Source organism: Candidatus Nitrosocosmicus oleophilus (assembly GCF_000802205.1).
Lineage (GTDB): Archaea > Thermoproteota > Nitrososphaeria > Nitrososphaerales > Nitrososphaeraceae > Nitrosocosmicus > Nitrosocosmicus oleophilus.
This window is the reverse complement of record NZ_CP012850.1, coordinates 1565129-1583190: the sequence shown is the minus strand read 5'-3', so window position 1 is coordinate 1583190 and position 18062 is coordinate 1565129. Positions and strand designations below refer to the sequence as shown.

General features: G+C 33.6%; 20 protein-coding genes. 6 read left to right on the top strand and 14 right to left on the bottom strand.

Going from position 1 to position 18062, the window contains the following annotated elements; translation table 11 throughout:
* Nucleotides 1-13 precede the first annotated feature (13 nt).
* Nucleotides 14-646 (bottom strand): DUF1264 domain-containing protein, encoded by a 633-nt coding sequence (locus NMY3_RS07665; RefSeq protein ID WP_196818318.1) that lies wholly within the window; start codon nucleotides 644-646, stop codon nucleotides 14-16.
* 298 nt (nucleotides 647-944) lie between these two features.
* Here NMY3_RS07665 and NMY3_RS07660 point away from each other — a divergent pair, with 298 nt between their 5' ends.
* Nucleotides 945-1739, top strand: coding sequence for an alpha/beta fold hydrolase (locus NMY3_RS07660; protein ID WP_196818317.1), 795 nt, complete (start codon nucleotides 945-947; stop codon nucleotides 1737-1739).
* Nucleotides 1740-2926: 1187 nt separating this feature from the next.
* Here NMY3_RS07660 and NMY3_RS07655 read toward each other — a convergent pair.
* From NMY3_RS07655 to NMY3_RS07625, 7 genes are all read right to left on the bottom strand, one after another.
* A complete protein-coding gene (locus NMY3_RS07655) occupies nucleotides 2927-3706 on the bottom strand; it encodes a thiamine pyrophosphate-dependent enzyme (protein WP_196818316.1) in 780 nt (259 codons plus the stop codon).
* Nucleotides 3703-4764 (bottom strand): thiamine pyrophosphate-binding protein, encoded by a 1062-nt coding sequence (locus NMY3_RS07650; protein WP_196818315.1) that lies wholly within the window; start codon nucleotides 4762-4764, stop codon nucleotides 3703-3705. Before NMY3_RS07650 ends, NMY3_RS07655 begins: the two co-directional genes overlap by 4 nt.
* Before the next feature lie 244 nt (nucleotides 4765-5008).
* Nucleotides 5009-5884: a manganese catalase family protein gene (locus NMY3_RS07645; RefSeq protein WP_196818314.1), complete on the bottom strand. Its 876-nt coding sequence runs from the start codon at nucleotides 5882-5884 to the stop codon at nucleotides 5009-5011.
* 137 nt (nucleotides 5885-6021) lie between these two features.
* The gene (locus tag NMY3_RS07640) at nucleotides 6022-6534 is read right to left on the bottom strand and encodes a hypothetical protein (protein WP_196818313.1); all 513 of its coding nucleotides are present in this window, start codon (nucleotides 6532-6534) and stop codon (nucleotides 6022-6024) included.
* 234 nt (nucleotides 6535-6768) lie between these two features.
* Nucleotides 6769-6972 carry a hypothetical protein gene (locus NMY3_RS07635; protein WP_196818312.1) on the bottom strand — a complete coding sequence of 68 codons (204 nt, stop codon included), beginning with the start codon at nucleotides 6970-6972 and terminating at the stop codon, nucleotides 6769-6771.
* Nucleotides 6973-7056: 84 nt separating this feature from the next.
* Nucleotides 7057-7299 (bottom strand): hypothetical protein, encoded by a 243-nt coding sequence (locus NMY3_RS07630; protein WP_196818311.1) that lies wholly within the window; start codon nucleotides 7297-7299, stop codon nucleotides 7057-7059.
* Between the two features lie 228 nt (nucleotides 7300-7527).
* Nucleotides 7528-8208, bottom strand: a complete 681-nt coding sequence (locus NMY3_RS07625) for a hypothetical protein (protein WP_196818310.1) — start codon at nucleotides 8206-8208, stop codon at nucleotides 7528-7530.
* 565 nt (nucleotides 8209-8773) lie between these two features.
* Here NMY3_RS07625 and NMY3_RS07620 point away from each other — a divergent pair.
* The 3 genes from NMY3_RS07620 to NMY3_RS07610 all read left to right on the top strand — a co-directional run bounded on the left by NMY3_RS07620 (nucleotide 8774) and on the right by NMY3_RS07610 (nucleotide 11024).
* Nucleotides 8774-8932 (top strand): hypothetical protein, encoded by a 159-nt coding sequence (locus tag NMY3_RS07620; protein WP_231100386.1) that lies wholly within the window; start codon nucleotides 8774-8776, stop codon nucleotides 8930-8932.
* A 297-nt stretch (nucleotides 8933-9229) separates the two neighbouring features.
* Entirely contained in the window at nucleotides 9230-9592 is a 363-nt protein-coding gene (locus NMY3_RS07615; protein ID WP_196818309.1) for a hypothetical protein, read from the top strand.
* A gap of 13 nt (nucleotides 9593-9605) precedes the next feature.
* A complete protein-coding gene (locus NMY3_RS07610; protein ID WP_196818308.1) occupies nucleotides 9606-11024 on the top strand; it encodes a patatin-like phospholipase family protein in 1419 nt (472 codons plus the stop codon).
* Nucleotides 11025-11821: 797 nt separating this feature from the next.
* On the opposite strand, the gene NMY3_RS07605 is transcribed toward NMY3_RS07610, so the two are convergent.
* The 3 genes from NMY3_RS07605 to NMY3_RS07595 all read right to left on the bottom strand — a co-directional run bounded on the left by NMY3_RS07605 (nucleotide 11822) and on the right by NMY3_RS07595 (nucleotide 13912).
* The gene (locus NMY3_RS07605) at nucleotides 11822-12715 is read right to left on the bottom strand and encodes an IS5-like element ISThar1 family transposase (protein ID WP_196815565.1); all 894 of its coding nucleotides are present in this window, start codon (nucleotides 12713-12715) and stop codon (nucleotides 11822-11824) included.
* A 178-nt stretch (nucleotides 12716-12893) separates the two neighbouring features.
* A complete protein-coding gene (locus NMY3_RS07600; protein ID WP_196818307.1) occupies nucleotides 12894-13160 on the bottom strand; it encodes a hypothetical protein in 267 nt (88 codons plus the stop codon).
* Between the two features lie 233 nt (nucleotides 13161-13393).
* Entirely contained in the window at nucleotides 13394-13912 is a 519-nt protein-coding gene (locus tag NMY3_RS07595; protein ID WP_196818306.1) for a hypothetical protein, read from the bottom strand.
* Nucleotides 13913-14350: 438 nt separating this feature from the next.
* Here NMY3_RS07595 and NMY3_RS07590 point away from each other — a divergent pair, with 438 nt between their 5' ends.
* Nucleotides 14351-14572: a hypothetical protein gene (locus NMY3_RS07590; RefSeq protein ID WP_196818305.1), complete on the top strand. Its 222-nt coding sequence runs from the start codon at nucleotides 14351-14353 to the stop codon at nucleotides 14570-14572.
* Between the two features lie 154 nt (nucleotides 14573-14726).
* Here the strand turns inward: NMY3_RS07590 and NMY3_RS07585 are convergent, their stop codons facing one another.
* From NMY3_RS07585 to NMY3_RS07575, 3 genes are all read right to left on the bottom strand, one after another.
* Nucleotides 14727-14888 (bottom strand): hypothetical protein, encoded by a 162-nt coding sequence (locus NMY3_RS07585; RefSeq protein WP_196818304.1) that lies wholly within the window; start codon nucleotides 14886-14888, stop codon nucleotides 14727-14729.
* 335 nt (nucleotides 14889-15223) lie between these two features.
* On the bottom strand, nucleotides 15224-15643 hold the full coding sequence (locus NMY3_RS07580) for a hypothetical protein (RefSeq protein ID WP_196818303.1): 420 nt from the start codon (nucleotides 15641-15643) through the stop codon (nucleotides 15224-15226).
* A 376-nt stretch (nucleotides 15644-16019) separates the two neighbouring features.
* Nucleotides 16020-16169 carry a hypothetical protein gene (locus NMY3_RS07575; protein ID WP_196818302.1) on the bottom strand — a complete coding sequence of 50 codons (150 nt, stop codon included), beginning with the start codon at nucleotides 16167-16169 and terminating at the stop codon, nucleotides 16020-16022.
* Nucleotides 16170-16891: 722 nt separating this feature from the next.
* Here NMY3_RS07575 and NMY3_RS07570 point away from each other — a divergent pair.
* A complete protein-coding gene (locus NMY3_RS07570; RefSeq protein WP_196818301.1) occupies nucleotides 16892-17446 on the top strand; it encodes a DUF6789 family protein in 555 nt (184 codons plus the stop codon).
* The last annotated feature ends 616 nt before the right edge of the window (nucleotides 17447-18062 follow it).

The window sequence follows — 18062 nt, the reverse complement described above, 5'->3', positions numbered from 1 at the left end:
CCCATACCATAGATCAGTAGTCTAATGTTTGGTTAAAGCTTCCAACATATTTTTCAGTATTATTATTGACTGTTTGATTAACCATTAAAGGATGTTGTATTTGTTCAATTTGTGATGGGAAAACAGGTAATGTATCAAGAGGATTCCAGTTCAGTATAACCTTCCCATATGACTCTGATAATTTCACTAGCCATTCTTTTTGTTGTAAATCATTTAGTAATGGGGACTTTTGATTTGCTCTGTCTGGAGAAAGCTCATCTTTATGATAATGCCAGTTTGCTTTTTCTCTATCCGGTAATGCTTGATATGTTTTAGAATCGATCATATACTCTACTCCAATTAATGTTGCATTTGGAGAACTGCTGTCATATAGTTGACACACCATCATGATTTTATCATCAAGTTTACAAAAATGATATACTCGGAGAGTAGGATCGACAAACACGTGCCGTACAGCCGTTAATGGACCAGTGGGAGGGCTGCCATAACCATCAACCGGTTTTGAAACATTAGCGGAAGCAGCATTTAGTTGAGTAGCGTTCATAGGTGTAATAGAAGGAGGAGAAGTGGTAGTGTTTTTAGATTGTGTTTGTGCTTTGACGTTACTGTACTGTTCTATGGGAAATGCGATAACATAGATCCCCATAAACAAGAGTAGTGATAAAGCAATAGACAGTATTTTATTCTCTGATTGTAATACTATAGACTATCATTTGGAGGGATTCATTCAATTGATGATATTTACAATAGATTAAACAAATAATCTGTAAAGATGCATCTTTATAAGATAACATGGTTTGTAAACTGGGCGTTAACGTAACGTAACCAAGTATAAAATGATAAGAAGCAAATCGATGTACAACAGATATATCTTGAATTTTTCCTAGTACTCAGGGAGCTTATAATGTGTGTTATTTAAGCTATTATATACAATTGGTACTGATTTGAAGATTAAAAACAATGATAAAATTATAGTTGTGGCCTCTTTTATTTTAGTTGCTTTAGGTTTGTTTGTTTGTTTTATATCACTTCAACAAATTTATTTTGAAGTTTCAGCTACCCCCACTTCTACAAATAGTAATGCAACTAAACCATTACCTGTTCTCTTGATACATGGTTATTTATCAGATGCATCCACATGGAAAAAGTGGGAAGATTTGTTAAAAAAAGACAATATTCCAGTTTTCCCCATAACTTTTACCCAATCCGATGATAAATGTGGTTCAGCTGCCGAACATGCGAAAGAATTATCCAGTCAAATTGCTAATGTCAAAGATCAAACTGGTCAAAATAAAGTCAATATAGTTGGTCATAGCAAAGGCGGTTTAGATGCTAGGATGTATTTGGGAAATAGTACTCAGGATGTGGCTAATTTAATAATGATAGGAACTCCTAATGCGGGATCTCCATTAGCAGTAAATAATGATGTATGTGCACCTGCAATATACGATCTAAAACCAGGGGCTCAAGTTACAAAAGTAAAAGAGAATCCAAATACAAAATATTATACTATTGCAGGTGAATGGAATCCTGATGCTGGAAACTGCGATCTATTGGCACCTATCCAACAAGGTGGATATGACAGTCTTCCAAAACCTAATGATGGCATGGTCCCAATATCCAGTGTAGAATCATTAGAATATTCAGATAGTCTTGGACACAGTAAAAGTTGTCACTCTAATTTATTAAGTGAATACGAGTATGGTTTAGCAAAAGCTGTTCTCATAGGAAACAGGTGACATATTGATTAAAGTCTAACCAATGCCTTATGTTAATATGGACGTATCTATGCATGCCCAAAATATTACTGTTTGATCCATGCCCATATCAAAATGATAGGAGAAAACTTAAAAATTAAAAAAATTGGCACTAAGATGGACATGGACTTCATCATAAATTTATAAATACAAAAGGCGATCTGATTATACCCAAAATGTCCAATTTATTAAATCAAGCGGATGCATCAATCCCGCTTTATCAAAAAAAGATGCGAGAATGTACTATATGTAAAAGCGCTGGTTTTTAAGAACAGTGTATCACATTCCAAAATATGGGTTGAGGATCCAATCACACAAAAAACCATTTGAAAGCCAGTTGATGAAAATGGTAACGAACACAAGCATAAATTCAATACACCAGAGACAAAGAGAACTACTTTCCTACGAAAAAAAGTTGTAGATATTACTGCTGTGACGGATGTCCAAGAAGCAAAGAAACTGCTTTTACAAGGATGGGAATACAAAACATCGCATCCTGCAATAATATCTAATATCCCTCATTTCATATTGATAAAAAGAGAATAATTTAATGATGATAAATTCATAATAATAAAAAAACGACGACAGAAAATTCAATGCAATCACCACAATTACTTTTATTTTTTATTCTAGTTTTAAAGATGAATTGATGAACCAACCTAGAATTGGGTTAGGAAAAGGGAGATTTTGAAATAGAATACATCTTGTTGGAATCTATTCTCCATAGAGTTCAATATCGAGGAATGTGTAAATAGCTCTATTGTCGATCATAATATTTATAATTTCGGAGTTTGCCTTACCTTGTTTCTTATTAGTCACATCTTACGATAGATCAGCAAGAATTTCTTCTACAAAGATAATCTAGAGAATTGAATAACAATTAGAACAAGTAACACTCTTCAATGAGGAGTCAATTTATCAATGCTAATTAAGCATTGAAACGTTGCAAACACTTCACAATAATTAACCCTTTATGAATTTCCATGTTTGATGATATAGGGTTCGCATTCTGTAGTTTGATTTTTGTGAACTTGCTTCTCTAGAGTAAACAATTATATTTTTTATAGGTTTTGGAACCCTACTGTCATATGGCATGGCATTCAACCTACACGGAATAGGAGTCATATCCGAATTATAAACGACTTGATTAAGACATAAGAGTAGAGAATTCACTTTTTATCTTCATTATAAGAACGCTTGTGATCATGATTTTTTAATGAATTGTGATGATGGAGACCTCTTAATCTTTCGTGGATCTGATTTCTATAGAGTGTTAGCCCAATCCTAGAGGCATAGGGTTGTCCCCTTGCAAATGATTCCGCAATATTCTTTACAAACTCAGGTTCTACTTTTGGAGGCATGGGAGGATCAAATGGATCTACGTGTGCTTCTATAATTGTAGGTTTTTTTTCCTTCATAGCTTGATGAATTATTGGTCCTACATCTTCGGGCTCTGTAATAGAATAACCTTTTCCACCACATTCGTCAGCAAACTTTGCGAAATTGATAGGTGTAAATTCTACAGCATATTCTGGATTTCCCAGAAAAGCCATTTGTTCCCATCTTATCATTCCCAAAGTATTGTTTTTTATTATTACAACCTTGATTGGCAAATCATATTGAACTGCTGTAGCAAACTCCCCCATTAACATAGTAAAACCCCCATCCCCGACGAAAGCTACTGATTGTCGGTCAGGAAACGCTACTTTGGCTGATATTGCATACGGCAACCCGCATCCCATTGTTGCAAGGGTACCAGATAATGAAAATTTCATTTTATCATGAACAAAGATATAGCGTGCCGCCCAAATCGTATTAGTTCCGCTATCTACAGATATTATCGCGTCATCATCCAATTCATTGGAAACGGCTGTGGCTATGACTTGGGGTTTAATCGGCTTGTCAGTACGGCTGCCTTGTTCTTTTAAAAGGCTATCCCATTTTTTCATTGTTTTTTTTTTGATACTAAAAATTCATTTTCTTTTTTATTCTGTCTTTTGTTTAACATAGGAATCATACAACTCAGGGTTTGTTTGGCGTCTCCAACTAACCCTATATCCACCGGATATCGCAATCCAATTCTCTCTGGTACAATGTCAATTTGAATTCCTTTTGCTTGACCTGGCTTTGGAAGATAATCAATATAAGGAAAAGAGGTTCCTATCATTAATATCGTATCTGCTTCATTCATTGCGTCACTTGCAGGACTCGTTCCTAACATACCGATACCTCCAAGACTGTATGGGCTATAATCTGAAATTACAGCCTTGCCTAAAAGGGCTTTGACTACTGGGGCGCCTAGCCGTTCAGAAATAGCAGTAACCTCGTTGCCTGCATCTAAAGCTCCTTGTCCAACCAAGATCACAATCTTCTTTCCCTCATTAAGGATATTTGCGGCCTTTCTTAGTAATTCTGGACTTGGAATAACATCATGATTAAAGATGTCTGACGTATGGCCTTTTACCTTATGGGGTGAATATTTGCCTTTTAGTTTTTGCTCCTGAACATCTATGGGAATGGTCAAATGACTCACACTTTTACGGCCTAAAGCATTTCTGCATGCAATATCTACTGCCATTTCGGCATGTTCTGGCGAATTTATCATGTTATTATATATAGCTACATCAGAAAACAACTGCAAAAGATTGACATCTTGTTGATAGTTTGAGCCTATGAGATCAGAATAAGTTGAACCAGTAATGGCCAAGACAGGAGCGCTGTCAAGTTTGGCATCATAGAGTCCATTTAAAAGATGGATGGCACCTGGCCCGGATGTAGCAACACATACTCCTAACTTTTTTGTATATTTAGCATAAGCGCAAGCCATAAACGCTGCAGATTCTTCATGCCTTACCAAAACAAACTTTATTTTATCTTGTCTCTGTCTAAGTGCCTCAATAAAACCATTGATACCATCACCCGGCAACCCGAAGACAACCTCTACACCCCAATCGATGAGGGCCTCAGCCACGATATCAGCTGTTTTAAAGTTCTCGTATTCATCCATATATAATAAAGTATATCATAAAAGTATTTAGTGACCACAATAATATTTGACATTAAAACACTACAACCATTTCATAATGTATAACCTAGTAATAATATCCTCCTTCAACAGGAATCTAATTCCAGCAAATAAGAACTGGCCATAAAATATGAATTTCTAAAAATTATTTTTTCAAAATATTGTAATAAGGAGCGTAATTTGTGACATTAATGAAATTGAATGCTTTCCCCTTATTTACTGATTCTTATAATTTCTTTGCCAATTTCATTAGAGCTGCATCCAACCCTGGAGAAAATTCCTGAGGAGCTTCTGGCATGCTAGGTATTTCGACACCTGCAGGGAATCCCTCTATTACCTCAAGAGTACCACCATCATCAAATGGTGAATCACCCTTGAATATTTTTTCTAATAGAGATTTTTCTCCCTTATTTGTAAATGTCCACATCTGATTATGCAAATTCTTGTTTTCTAAATCTCTAACTTCTGGCATCTTAGATGTATCTATTCTTGGAACAGGTAATGACTTGCCCCAATCTACTCCAAGAGTTTCCAATGCTTTAGCAAAAACCTTTTCGTGAACTAAATCTCTTACGATTAAATAGGAGACTGTTGATCTAAAAGCTTTATTATCACACATTTCATACAATCGACACTTTTGTAATCTTCCTGTAGCCTCAAGCATCAAATTATACAACATGTTAAGCACAAGATTTCCACTATCATATACATAAGAAGCAGACCAAGGATTTCCAGCTGCGTCTACAGGGCGAGCACTTTGAGCTGCAACTAAAAAGTGGTGAATGTTTGGCGATTCCAATGCTACTGATAAAGGAAGTTCATTTGGATTATTTGTGTTAGTCGAAGCTCCTTCCAAAAGAATGTTTATAGTATTTGTTATTTGTTCAACATGTCCCATCTCTTCAGTAGCTATACTTCTTAGTAAATCTTGATAAGGTTTAGCATCTCCTCTGAAATTCATATTTTGAAAGAAGTATTGCATCATTGTACGCATCTCTCCGAACTGACCTCCTAAGCCTTCCTGTAAGGCTTGAGCAGCTTTTGGATCAGGCTTATCTGCTGGAGGTATTGGATGAGGTATTCTTTTTACTGATAAAAACATATCAATGTGTACTATCGATAAAAGTATTTAACGAACTAGCATCGGATAGCACATGTTCATCATTCCAGGAATGCATATCAATACCAAATCATTTTAATATGTTATAAATATGTGCCCTCATACTTAAACGAGTAAACCTACAGTTTAATTCCATTTCCAATTTTTACAATAAAAGCACAACTCATCTCGGGTTCCAGCCTACCTTTTAGCAATAAACATTCATGGGATGTCAGATAATATTTACAATCTTTGCATTGAAATCCCTCTGTAGCTTCATTTATCACCCGGCCTATTTTATTATCTAATTTTTCACCCTTTTGATTAACATAGTGCCAAAGAATATCACCTGGTAACATTCCGTGTCCCTTGGGGGAAAAAAATTTTGATATTCCTTCCTTGTTATTTACCTGTCCCTCCACAATATGACAGAGCTGCTCCGCTGGGAGATTAAATTTACACTTGTCACATGATTCTTGTTGTTTTGCATAGCCCATATTCTGTTGTTTTCGATGTCGTTCTCTATAACCAGCCTCAATCTTTGATTTTTTATTGCCCGTCGATAAAAAGTTTATCAGTATTGTATCCGCAAATTGTATATCTTGTTCTTTCTGATCTCCAATCGATTTCGCTATGCCTGATTCTTTTGCCATTACTGATTTATTTAATTTACCAAGATTAATAACCAATAACATAGCAACGTTCCATTTTAAGTCTAATAGTCCTATGAATTGGCAAGATTATTCAAATACAGCAGAGTCAGACTAGCATTATTTTCATCCAAAATATATGACATACGTTTGATTATGGACACCATATGGGAGTGAATAGGTTTATAATTGAAAGACAGTGCATAAAAATAACTATTAGAATTTTAAAATAATCAGTTAATCCAATACCTCTTTCTCTGTTGGTGCTGGAATTTCGTCAGAGTATTCATAAACACCTATGATGAGTCTATGGCATCCTGGACAGAATTGATGATAAATGTCAAATGGATTCTTGTTTTTTTGTTCCATCGCCATCTTTTTTCCATTTGAGGCTGAAATGTAATTGTACAGTGAGGGCTTTGCATACTGGATGATAAACAATAAACTAATAAGATGTAAAATATAAAATATAAAATATAAAACGTACTAGTGTTCATTTGACATATAATACTAAACTTAAATCAGTCATCTGGTGTTAGTTTTGTTTCTATCAGTTACATATTTTCTAAAAAGAAATAGTTCGTCTCTAAAACCAGTATAATGCCAATAGTACTTATTGACAATCACCGAAATAATAAACCAAATAATACTATTTACTACTATAGCAAACAGGAAACCGTAATAATATTTCATTATAATACCAGTTATTGTGCCTCCGATCAAAAATGGCATTTGACGTTTTAGGGTCGCTTTTAAAATAGTGTCCATTTATATTTATTGATACTAAACATAGTTTTTAGGATCCTAAATTCACCTTAAAGCACAACATGATAAATCTATATTTGTAAACTTTACTAAATCAAATAAAGAGGAAATTGAATTTATTGTCACATGATCTGAATCATTCAAGTCTATCAAATAATTAACCTAGATTATGATATACAAAAAAAGTATTATAGCCAGTGCAACAAAAATGATGGTTTTTGTAGTTCCTCACTATCTTGGAACTTTTACCTTAAACTGGTCCATTCTATCGTAAGTCATATTCAGAACTATCTCTTGTCCATTATAACTTTGAATTTCGTTTTTTGGTATGCTAAATTCATCTCTAGCACCATCAGAAGTTATTATTACATTTTCATCATTTACTGCCGTGACAATTCCTACTGCCGTGTCATCTGCTGTTCTTGCACCTTTTTTGAGGATATTGTCCCAATCCCGTATGCCTGCTTGAGACTTAGTATAGGAAGCATCAGTCCCAACGCCGTCTATTTGTCTTTTCTGAATAAGGGGAATATACTTTTGAAGATCTATCGAAGATGCCGACTTACCATACGTTTGGGTATCTGGCTGTTCTGTTACAGATGCTGACTCGTATCTTGAATACTCACCGGTCGGTGGTGGTTCATCTTTTTTGAAATTGTCTTCAGCTTCTTGTTCTGTTATGTTAAACCAAAGAACTTCTCCATCGTAGCCTGCAACTAAGGGTTTAGGTAGATAAAATTTGTTTTTTTTGACTCGACCTCTTTCTGTTACAACAAAGTCTTGTCCGATTTCTTGTACCTCACCCAGATCATCCCCTTTCACATATCCTCTTGCTTCTTTTTTAATAATGTCTTTCCATTCAATGCTATTGTCTTTCCAGTTAAAATTACTTGAATTAGTGATATTGCTCATACTCTAAATTAGATAATAAAGTATTTAACATTCCACAATTAAGAAAATCATCAAGTTTTGCAATATAGTAGTGAAAAGTATTCAGATTAGAGATCGACAAATGCTAAGGCATTATTCTAGAATGAAGAATGTGGACTGACTTTTAACTCATGACAAGAATAAAAAAAGTATTTGGCACCGCACACTAAAAGAATCCCTTTCATTATAGGTTTAACTTATAGTGATCTAAATAATTCTTAATGATTTTACTGTTAGATCTTTATATATCAATATTGTAGGCTCTTTTTATTCTATCCTCTTAAACTCAAAATATACTGACTCCCTTTCATTTTCTGACGAATCTGTCTCACAATAAGATAATTTATGTCCACGAAATAAAACAGACTGCAAGAATGATTAACACAGTAATATATTGGGATTATCTATTTTACTTTAAATGGTAAAGGCAAATAGAACTTCCTCCTAGGGGATTACCCTTATAGGAACTCCCAGGTGCTAATTAATGTATAATGAATCTAATAGATATTAATAACTTGAAATGTAATTATCTATCAAGTGTAGAGGTATGATAAAGGATCTCGTTAACCCTACCAATTTTAATCTTCTACTGTCAAACATAGGTGATGTTTTAGTCAAAGCACTGGATGCACCTTTAGGATATGCGATCAACGGGAGGCCGTGTATGGTCATTATGGCCCTTCCACTTGGAAACGGCCTGTTGTAGTGTAGAATTGTGTGATGTTTCAACTCCTCCAGATGTAAACATCAAGCCTAAATGATGCATTCTATATTTAGGCCTGTGAACTAAAAAACATTATTACTCAATTACAAAAAATTATCTAACTAACCTGATCTATAAGTCTGAACACGTAGTATGTTGTAATGTAAATATTTTTACCAGTATTACTAACAATGATAATATAGATTATATCTAGATTATAGTATAACCTAACTAGAGTATCAATTATCTTGTACCTGTCTATATACTATGTTATACAATAAACAATGAGTAGAAGTTGTTTTGGATAATTTATTAAAATCAGTTTTAAAACGTCAAATGCCTTACCTTATAGGAGGTACAATAACTGGGTCAATAATGGCTTATTATTATGGGTTTTTATTTACTATCATAGTAAATAGTATTAGTTGGTTTGTTATCTCGACTCTTGTTAACAAACACTATTGGAACTATACTGGATTTAAAGAAGAGTTTCAACTTATTCTAAAATATATGGGCCGTATAAGAAAGAATAAATCTAAAATAAATATCACTAACAGAGCTGATAATCACACAGAAAAAGATAATATAGATTATTACTCTTCCATAGCCAGTAAAGATAATAACAAACCCGGTAATTTTGAGTCCATTAGAATCTGTCATTAGGTAGAGGTTATTCATGTCAAACTTAAACAAATATCATATTCCTCGAGTTCAAAGAGCATTAGTTTTGCAAGGGGGTGGAGCTTTAGGTGCTTACCAAGTCGGTGTTTTTAAAAGCCTCTATGAAAAAATCAAAGAAATTCAAGATGTTAGTAATAAAAAAGATGTTCCATTATTTGACATTATTGCAGGAACCTCGATTGGAGCCATCAATGGTGCCATCCTTGTCAGTTATTTTGTTGAAAATAAAACGTGGGATGGTGCTTCAGAAAAGCTTGAGAAATTTTGGAAGTATTTGTCAACTTCTACGCCAAACATAAAAGAGGCGTCAAAACAATGGAAAATAGAGCACGAAAAAGGAAATCCCTCAATAGCATCAGAAGAATCTGCACGAAGATACTATTCAGTAAAAGAATTTTCTAAAACAGGTGTGGAAAAAGTATTCAAACCCATTTATCCTCCAAAACAAGATAATAAATTTTGTGATTCTCAAAACCAATGGCTTGTATATGATAACCAACCATTAAGAAATAGCATAGAGAAGTTTGGTAGATTTCCTATCGCCACAAGCTTTGAAAAAGGAGAACCAAGATTACTTGTTGTGAGTGTTGACGTTGCCGAAGGAACCACAGTTACATTTGACAGCTATGAGAATGAGCAAGGAAAAAGAGAATCAGAATATGGTGATTCTCATTTAGGAAAGTCCATAACCGTACATTACGACAAGGGTATAGACATCAAACATCTTATAGCAAGTTCAACCGTACCTGAAGCCTATGCTTATGAAGATGTAGAGCAACGTAAGTTCTGGGATGGAGGACTCTTAAGTAATACTCCAATTAAAGAAGTGGTATATGCACATCAGAGATTTTGGGAAAAAAAAATAGGTTCTCAAAATCTTGAAAATTCGTTTCGAGTAAAACTAATGCGTACAGAGATGGATAATTACAGAAGTAAATCGCCAGAGCAACAACCGATCCAAAGAATTCCTGATTTGGAAATATATATTGTGAATTTGTTAGACCCTAAACAAAACAGTAGTAATTCTGTTGAAAACAAGGTCCCACAAGATTTTGATGGAGTCAAAGGTAGGCATATTGATATAAAACTTGGTAAAGCATATGACCCAAAAATAGATGGCCTCCATGCAGACTATGTTAATTTAATTGAAAAGTTGATAGCTCTTGGACAGAATGATGAATTACTAGGGGAGAAAATTGATAGAATATTAGATGAATATACGCCCAGACGATTTCTTACCGAAGAAGCTAAAAGGAATATCGATATACTTAAGAATACTTTTAAAATAACTAAAATAGTTCAAATACAACGCAAAGATGATGATAATAGTGTTTCAGGAAAACTTGCTGACTTTACATCTGAAACTATAGACAGGTTAATCAAAGAAGGATATCAAGATGCCATGGGCAGGTAACATCTGATAATGCGCCCTGTAATCGTTTTTATAGTACCATAATGGGGACTATCTTTTACTTTAGACATTTGTAATAATTAGGACAAGATAATTGAATTTTTCTCTAACCTCGGCTGTTTGAGATAAGTTAAAAATTATTTATTATCCCGCACTAATTCTTTTAGGCCATATGTAGCAATATTACCACAATTAGAGCACAATTAGAGCATCTTTTTTCAGTTGTGGAGCCCTTCGACTGAGCATTTTTCAAGTAATTTTCTTCCGCAAATGCTACTCATATATTTAAAAATCCATTCCACATTTTGTACATTTTGCCATTTCATTCATTTAAGTAACGATCAATATAGAAAATATATCATATAATAGTGATTTTTGATTGTCTATAGTTAAGGGTCAAAGTCTAAAAGAATACTAATGCTGTTTTCACACTCTGACCTATGCTTTAGCTAAATCGCCGGCAAGCAATGTACAAATGATAAAGGATCATTGATTGCAGTTGTGGGGCGGTATACTACATGTACTAGCTAAAATTAAATAACATCAGCATGTAATTGATGTACGTGTTTATCTAAATCTTTCTCATTGGTAGCAACGTAGTTACATATTGTGCAAGTCCTTTTATCCTTACGCCCTTGTATGTAGTCTGCTAGCCGAATTAATAGCATGGTTATTCCCCACATACTCTACAGAGTATACAAAACTATATAATCCTCAATATTAATCGGAATATTTTTTTAAGGTATGTAGTGCTTTGTTGCATAATTCCTTATTCTCCGGTTATCATCATGATCATCATGTTATATTCTTCTAAAAATGTTATACAATGATACTTTTATCATGATCTCCTTTACCATGTTTTGAAACCTGTTTGCTGATGTGTATTCACCAAACATTCTCTTTATAGCTGAGAACACAGTTTCAGATATCCATCTCTGTCCGTATTTTCTTTTTGTCTTCCATTTCAACAGATCCTTTGCTTGTAACTTTACTTCGTTGTTCCTTAACCTATTGTTTTTAGGAGAAACAATAGAGTTCCTTCTTACCTTTATACCTGGATTGATCTTTTTGTCCTCAAGATACACAAAGTTTGGATTTGAATCATAGGCTCCATCAGCTAGTACCGATTTTATCTTTACAGTGTTTGGTTCTCTCGAATCCAAAACATGATTGACTAGTTTCTTTAGCATTTTCCCATCATGTACCTTCTCATCTGTCACTTCCAAAGCAATGATTTTCCTGGTCTTTATGTCTACAGCAACGTGGATCTTGAGATATCCTTTTCTATTTTGTGTATTCCATTTCTCATCCATCCACTGACCTCTGGTAGTAATCTTGATACCTGTACTGTCTATTGATATTATTAGGTCATCATCGTCATCCATCTTGTCTCTTTTAATATCGATGTTTAGCTTGTTGATTCGTTTACAGATGTGACCATAACTTGGTGGATTAGCAGGTAACCTTTTTCCTGTGGCCTTAATTATACCTTGGGTTTGTCTGTATGGTAGGTGAAATAAATAGCGAATGTAACCAATGGCCAAGATGAAAGAATCTGGAAATACAAATGGTTTACCCTTTTTGTTTATATTCATATTCTCTATCTCTGAACCCCAACCATCAAGGAAATCATACGAGAAGAGGATCTCACCGCGTTGAACTAATGAGCGATTGTAAGAGGGCCAGTCTATCACAAATAATCAATCTGTTCATTCCAGCTAAATATGTTGAGTTAGGCGACAAAGCAGTATGTAGTCTATGAGGATCCCAAGAAAAATAATACGATCAGGGTGATAAGTTGTTTAACATGTTACAGATTCCTCAGAAATGTAATGGTATCAGAGGTGGAATAATTGGAGTAGAGGGGTGTATTTAAGACGGCGGTCTCACATTATCGGTATTTGGAACATTATATACTGGATTGGTGGGAATGTTTGACAAACAGTTAGACTTTGATATGTTTGTTCCCATATCCGGAGTGCATTTTTCTTGAATAGTCTGTGCAGTTATATCAATTTGTGTCAAATCAAAGGACGATACCCCTAAAAATCCTGATACTACAATTATTAGAACGAATTTTACGGATAATTTGTGAAAATGTTCGTTAAGCAGTTCTGATTTGATGTTTAAATCTCTCATGTATGACCATAATATAGTATAGTATTTAATATCCAGCAATAGTGATTTAATTAATTTCAGGATCAAGCATCTGTGTTAGTATTAGTTCAAATAAGTTTTCTTTGTAGAAACCATCTTCCTATAACAAGTATATTACTATAGAACGGGCAAGAGACTGGCTAATAAGATTAATATCAAGTCCAGATAAAATAAAATAACATTTCCCGATCCAGTCTACTGGATCAGGCAGCAATTTATTTAGATGATACTTCCTCTTTTGCTAAGGCTAAACATCTTTTTAGGTGATCTTGTTCTTCTTTTAGGATAGATTTTACAGTAGAAGATAATTTTTTGTTATCAAAATTAGTGCTAATGGAATTTAAAACCTCATAATGAGTTACTTCTCCACCTTCGGCCAGACAGAGAAATTCGAGTGCTTCAGATGTATCGGGTTCTTTTCCTAAATATGTTTTCATTATTTGAGTGACCTTTTGTTCGGTTTCCTCTGCTGTCTGCTCTACTTGCTGAACATCTAATTTAATATTTTTATCTTCGGAAAGCTCCAACAGTACTTCTTGGATTTGCTCTTCATGTGATGTTGCTTCTTTTTGGATATCCTTTGCTTCGTCTTTAGAATCTGATTTTATTAACTTCATTGAAATTAATTCATCGACTGCTTTTTGTGCAGCTCTTTCAAGGCCTAAGACCTCACCTAGTTTTTTCTCTAAATTTTTTTTATTTTCTTGTATAACTACAGTTTTTGAATTTGACATCGTCCCTAATTATTGGTTATGATGACATAAATAGAAGCTACTAAACGATTTGGGATACTGAAAGCTATTTTTTAGTCCTTCGATTAAAGATATTGAAATATTCTCTAGTCAGAAACATATTATTGATCTTTAGTAAAATCTAAACATTGTGGTTTTGAACATACATCAAATTCATATAGAGAAGATAACACAACACCCATTGAAAAAAGAATTCCAATTTAATCTTTCTAAATACTTTATTGAGGTTATCAATGAATTAAAATTCAATCTATAAGTCTCAACATAGATATTAAATTGCAGATTTGTGAGTAATTGTGTATTATTCTGCAGTTCTGGAGAAATACGTCTTTGAAATTCAAGAAAACATTTCAATGGCTCGCCAGAATATAATAATTCAAAAGTGTGGAGTTATTTATATTTTATTAACATAATTATTGCATGACTAGATCTATCCTGTTAATATTTGTCGGAATTCTTATCACCGTGGTATTTTTTAATACCGGGAGTCTTCATGTGGTTACAGCACAATCGTCCATAGAGAACTCTTCAAATTTAACTTCTCGTAATAATCCCAGTGTAACATTAGGTGAAATGCTTAACGGAACGAACATGCAAGGAAATAATTCTAATGAGTCAGACAGTAACTTAGGATTAATCTAACAATTACAATTTTCGTGAATTACACTATACAGACTTCTAAATATTACAGTAGAACAATAGGTGGGAAGTATGAAATTTCACACTAGTTGTAATCCATAACCACTTTAAACATCATGATTAGAGCCATAAATAATTCATCATAAAAAAGACTATTTCAACCTCCTCCTCCATCCTTGCCCCCTCCGGAATTCTCCACTTCTAACTCCTTTAATTCATCTTCTATCTTAGAATCAGATTTCGTTACGGGTTTTAAGAGTTCTTTATTTAACTTGTCATTTTCCGATGAATCATTTTCGGGTTTAGTTACCTCACTCATATATTACAATTCGAGACGATTACAGATAAACTTTGAATTCTGAAAGTGGATTGTTAATACAATATTCTAATTCAGAATTTCGTGAACCGCTCCTTTCGTTAATAGGATAAGTATGTACCACTAAGCAACTTGATGTGAAAATGCTAAAGTATGCGATATAGAGGCCATACGAAGTCTTGTATTTTAATTTGCTTGCAAAAATAGTAACTGTAATCACAAAAAAAAATTTGAATAGCCTTATACGAAACTTTGACAGATTGATTATTATCTTATTTAAAGTTTCGTAATAAAAATAGGATAGTTACATTGGCTATTCCAGTATCATATTTATATTATTAGCTTGAGCCATTAACTAAGTCCTTAATTCCTTCCATCACGCCACCAGTAACATTTGATAGTGCTTCGCCAGTTTCATTCATTGCATCTTTCATTCCTTGAGTTGCTGTTTGACTAGTCCCATTCATTGCTTCTTGATCCATTTCCTCAGTTTGGTTTTGCCTCATTTCAGCAACCATTGAATTATTATAAGTATCGGAAGTGGAATTAGTCAGACAATTTACCATTGACACATTTGTTCCCATATCAGGTGAACACTTATACATAGTTACTTGTGCCTGAATAATATTCGGATTTAACATTTCTATGCTACTGAATGTTATAGCCAAAACAAATGCAATAATACAGCCCTTAGTAACTTCTATTTTTGCAGATACATTTCTAGACCGGTTTAATCTTTCCTTAAGATAATGAACCATAGATGAAAATGATGTATAATAAAGTATTTAACGATAGTAAATATTGTCTCCTAGTGCCAAAATTAACTAAATAGTGTGCTAATGCAATACGTAAGGGTCGTTCTATCTCTTCTCGAGAATTCAGAATATTCAGAATTGCAACTGAAATTGAAAGAAACCAATACACTATGTTCGTTTGTTGAAGTTTAGACTGTAATGTTGTCTTTGTTCCATTATTAAGTTAATTAAATATAATTCTATAAACCGAGGTTAATGTTTCATTTAATAGGATACAACATATCACCTTGAGAATGGACTAAAGAAAACTTTCAGTCGGGTATCTGCAGATTGATAATGAATTATTCAAGATGCAGACAAAAATGATTTGCATATGAAATCAGAGTAATTGGTGTGCGCTTGTACCATGTTTTTTTAATTCTTGTTGTGAGCCAAAGTTCTGTCCGCATTTATCACATGAAAATGTTGTCTCGTTATTAGTAAAACTTTCGTCTGAATTTTTTCCGCTACCTGCTTTATAATTATTCACGGTATATCATGTACTACAAACAATTTATAGTTCCAGAATTTATAAAGTAATTAGTAAGGCAGTTTGCTTTTTGTAAAATATATTTTGAAGCGTTAACAATTTTGTCTTATCAACTTCGCTTGCTGAACTATATCAACCGCTTGGTTTTCTTTTTGGAATATTGTGGTTGCCTGCGGTCTCAATTCTAACAGTTTAGAAATGATCTTATTTGGATGAGATTATGCGTTTGACCGTCAGGAAATTGATTTGACAAGGCCACAATTGTTATTAAAAAACAAGTGTATCACCATATGATATTGTATCGCCTATCGACACCTTCTATTTGTCGCTCGTATCCACCATCAAAAAAAAGATCTAAACGTAATAAATATAGTCAAACGCACCAAATGGATATCATAATATACCAATTTATAAAATCGAAATCAATTAGATCCTTATAGGTAAAGCGATAGTTGCTATGGAAAGCTCTCAACGATATCAAATGCGGTTAAGAAATGATAATGGTCAATACAACGTTACTCTTCACAATAACTAGTTCACCCCTCTATGTTAGTGTGTTATAAATTACAATAATTCTCACATGAAGTCAAGGATAAATCTTAGTTCATGATTCTCCGATCTTTCTTTGGGATGACAATAAAATTACATAGTCTTTATTTGTTTCTCTTATTTATGACTATTTCATATACCTTTATGCACATTTAGAGTGAAGCGATATTTATATGACAAATCAAAAAGCGGTCAAAATAGTTTTGTTTGGAGCATTAGGAGGAATCATTGCAAGCATAGCCATGTATCCATTTCTTTTTCTTACTACAAGTATGATGGGGCTTCCTCTGGATGACTTGTCCATAGCCAGAGGTATGGCAATAAGCAATATCAATGATAATTATTATCTTAATTTGACATTGGGTATTGTAATGCATTTGCTTACTGGGGCAATTGCAGGTGTAATATTTGCCATTATAGTATCTACAGTGAAGAAACTTGCAACCATAAATCTTAAAAGAGGAATAACAGAAGGAGTCATTTATTCGATAATCATTTTCATAGTTTTGTTTATTCCCACTACTTTGGGTATGGTTCTACCAAATCTCTTTGATTTAATGAACCAATCTAATCCCACCCAAAGTAATTTTGAAGATCGCCAAACTGTTGAACAAAATCTCATTCCCATTTACGGGTTTGGTTTTATTGCACATATCATATTTGGAATAATATTAGGACTAGTGATTACATTGTTGATTTTTAAGGGTCAGGTGATTCAAAAGAGTTAATTCAGTTCTTTAGGGTTGTATTGCATGTTATCAATTTCCTTAGAGACACAGATTGTTGCAATATTTATGATGGAAACATGAGAATGTGTTTTTAACATAATATCATAATATTGCAAATTTTCTAATAGATAATGATGAATATTCATAAAGTTATATTTCTTTCACATCCCTTTATGGACTAGATAATGAGGCAGTATCTTCGCTATAGCAAGTTCATGTTTCACATCATACTGCGACATAATTTGATCCTTGAAAATTAGCCAAATTGGGTATAGCCACAGCGACCAGAACTATACTCATTAAGATGCGTTGTATCCTAAAATGAATTAACAAATTATACATACAATCAAATAAAATGGAATTATACCTTGATGTAAGATTTCACTCTTACCCCTTTGAGGTAGATCTAAATTTAGATTTATAGCTTGTAATGTGCACATGATCTAGTATGTTGTATATGAACCACCTATCATCTAGAGTAAAAGTTTCTAAAATATAGTATCATGTTATATAAAGTATGCTATACATATACTTGTAGCCAAAATTATGGATTCCTTATTAAAAAATACATTAAAACGTCAAATTCCTTATCTCATAGGCGGTACAATAACTGGAA

What these genes read in the sequence shown, in the direction of transcription:
- NMY3_RS07640 (WP_196818313.1), bottom strand. Translation starts at nt 6,534, where the DNA reads ATGGCAAAAGAATCAGGCATAGCGAAATCGATTGGAGATCAGAAAGAA.
- NMY3_RS07595 (WP_196818306.1), bottom strand. Translation starts at nt 13,912, where the DNA reads ATGTCAAATTCAAAAACTGTAGTTATACAAGAAAATAAAAAAAATTTA.
- NMY3_RS07625 (WP_196818310.1), bottom strand. Translation starts at nt 8,208, where the DNA reads ATGAGCAATATCACTAATTCAAGTAATTTTAACTGGAAAGACAATAGC.
- NMY3_RS07645 (WP_196818314.1), bottom strand. Translation starts at nt 5,884, where the DNA reads ATGTTTTTATCAGTAAAAAGAATACCTCATCCAATACCTCCAGCAGAT.
- NMY3_RS07590 (WP_196818305.1), top strand. Translation starts at nt 14,351, where the DNA reads ATGACTAGATCTATCCTGTTAATATTTGTCGGAATTCTTATCACCGTG.
- NMY3_RS07610 (WP_196818308.1), top strand. Translation starts at nt 9,606, where the DNA reads ATGTCAAACTTAAACAAATATCATATTCCTCGAGTTCAAAGAGCATTA.
- NMY3_RS07585 (WP_196818304.1), bottom strand. Translation starts at nt 14,888, where the DNA reads ATGAGTGAGGTAACTAAACCCGAAAATGATTCATCGGAAAATGACAAG.
- NMY3_RS07650 (WP_196818315.1), bottom strand. Translation starts at nt 4,764, where the DNA reads ATGGATGAATACGAGAACTTTAAAACAGCTGATATCGTGGCTGAGGCC.
- NMY3_RS07620 (WP_231100386.1), top strand. Translation starts at nt 8,774, where the DNA reads ATGATAAAGGATCTCGTTAACCCTACCAATTTTAATCTTCTACTGTCA.
- NMY3_RS07665 (WP_196818318.1), bottom strand. Translation starts at nt 646, where the DNA reads ATGGGGATCTATGTTATCGCATTTCCCATAGAACAGTACAGTAACGTC.
- NMY3_RS07655 (WP_196818316.1), bottom strand. Translation starts at nt 3,706, where the DNA reads ATGAAAAAATGGGATAGCCTTTTAAAAGAACAAGGCAGCCGTACTGAC.
- NMY3_RS07580 (WP_196818303.1), bottom strand. Translation starts at nt 15,643, where the DNA reads ATGGTTCATTATCTTAAGGAAAGATTAAACCGGTCTAGAAATGTATCT.
- NMY3_RS07600 (WP_196818307.1), bottom strand. Translation starts at nt 13,160, where the DNA reads ATGAGAGATTTAAACATCAAATCAGAACTGCTTAACGAACATTTTCAC.
- NMY3_RS07630 (WP_196818311.1), bottom strand. Translation starts at nt 7,299, where the DNA reads ATGGACACTATTTTAAAAGCGACCCTAAAACGTCAAATGCCATTTTTG.
- NMY3_RS07570 (WP_196818301.1), top strand. Translation starts at nt 16,892, where the DNA reads ATGACAAATCAAAAAGCGGTCAAAATAGTTTTGTTTGGAGCATTAGGA.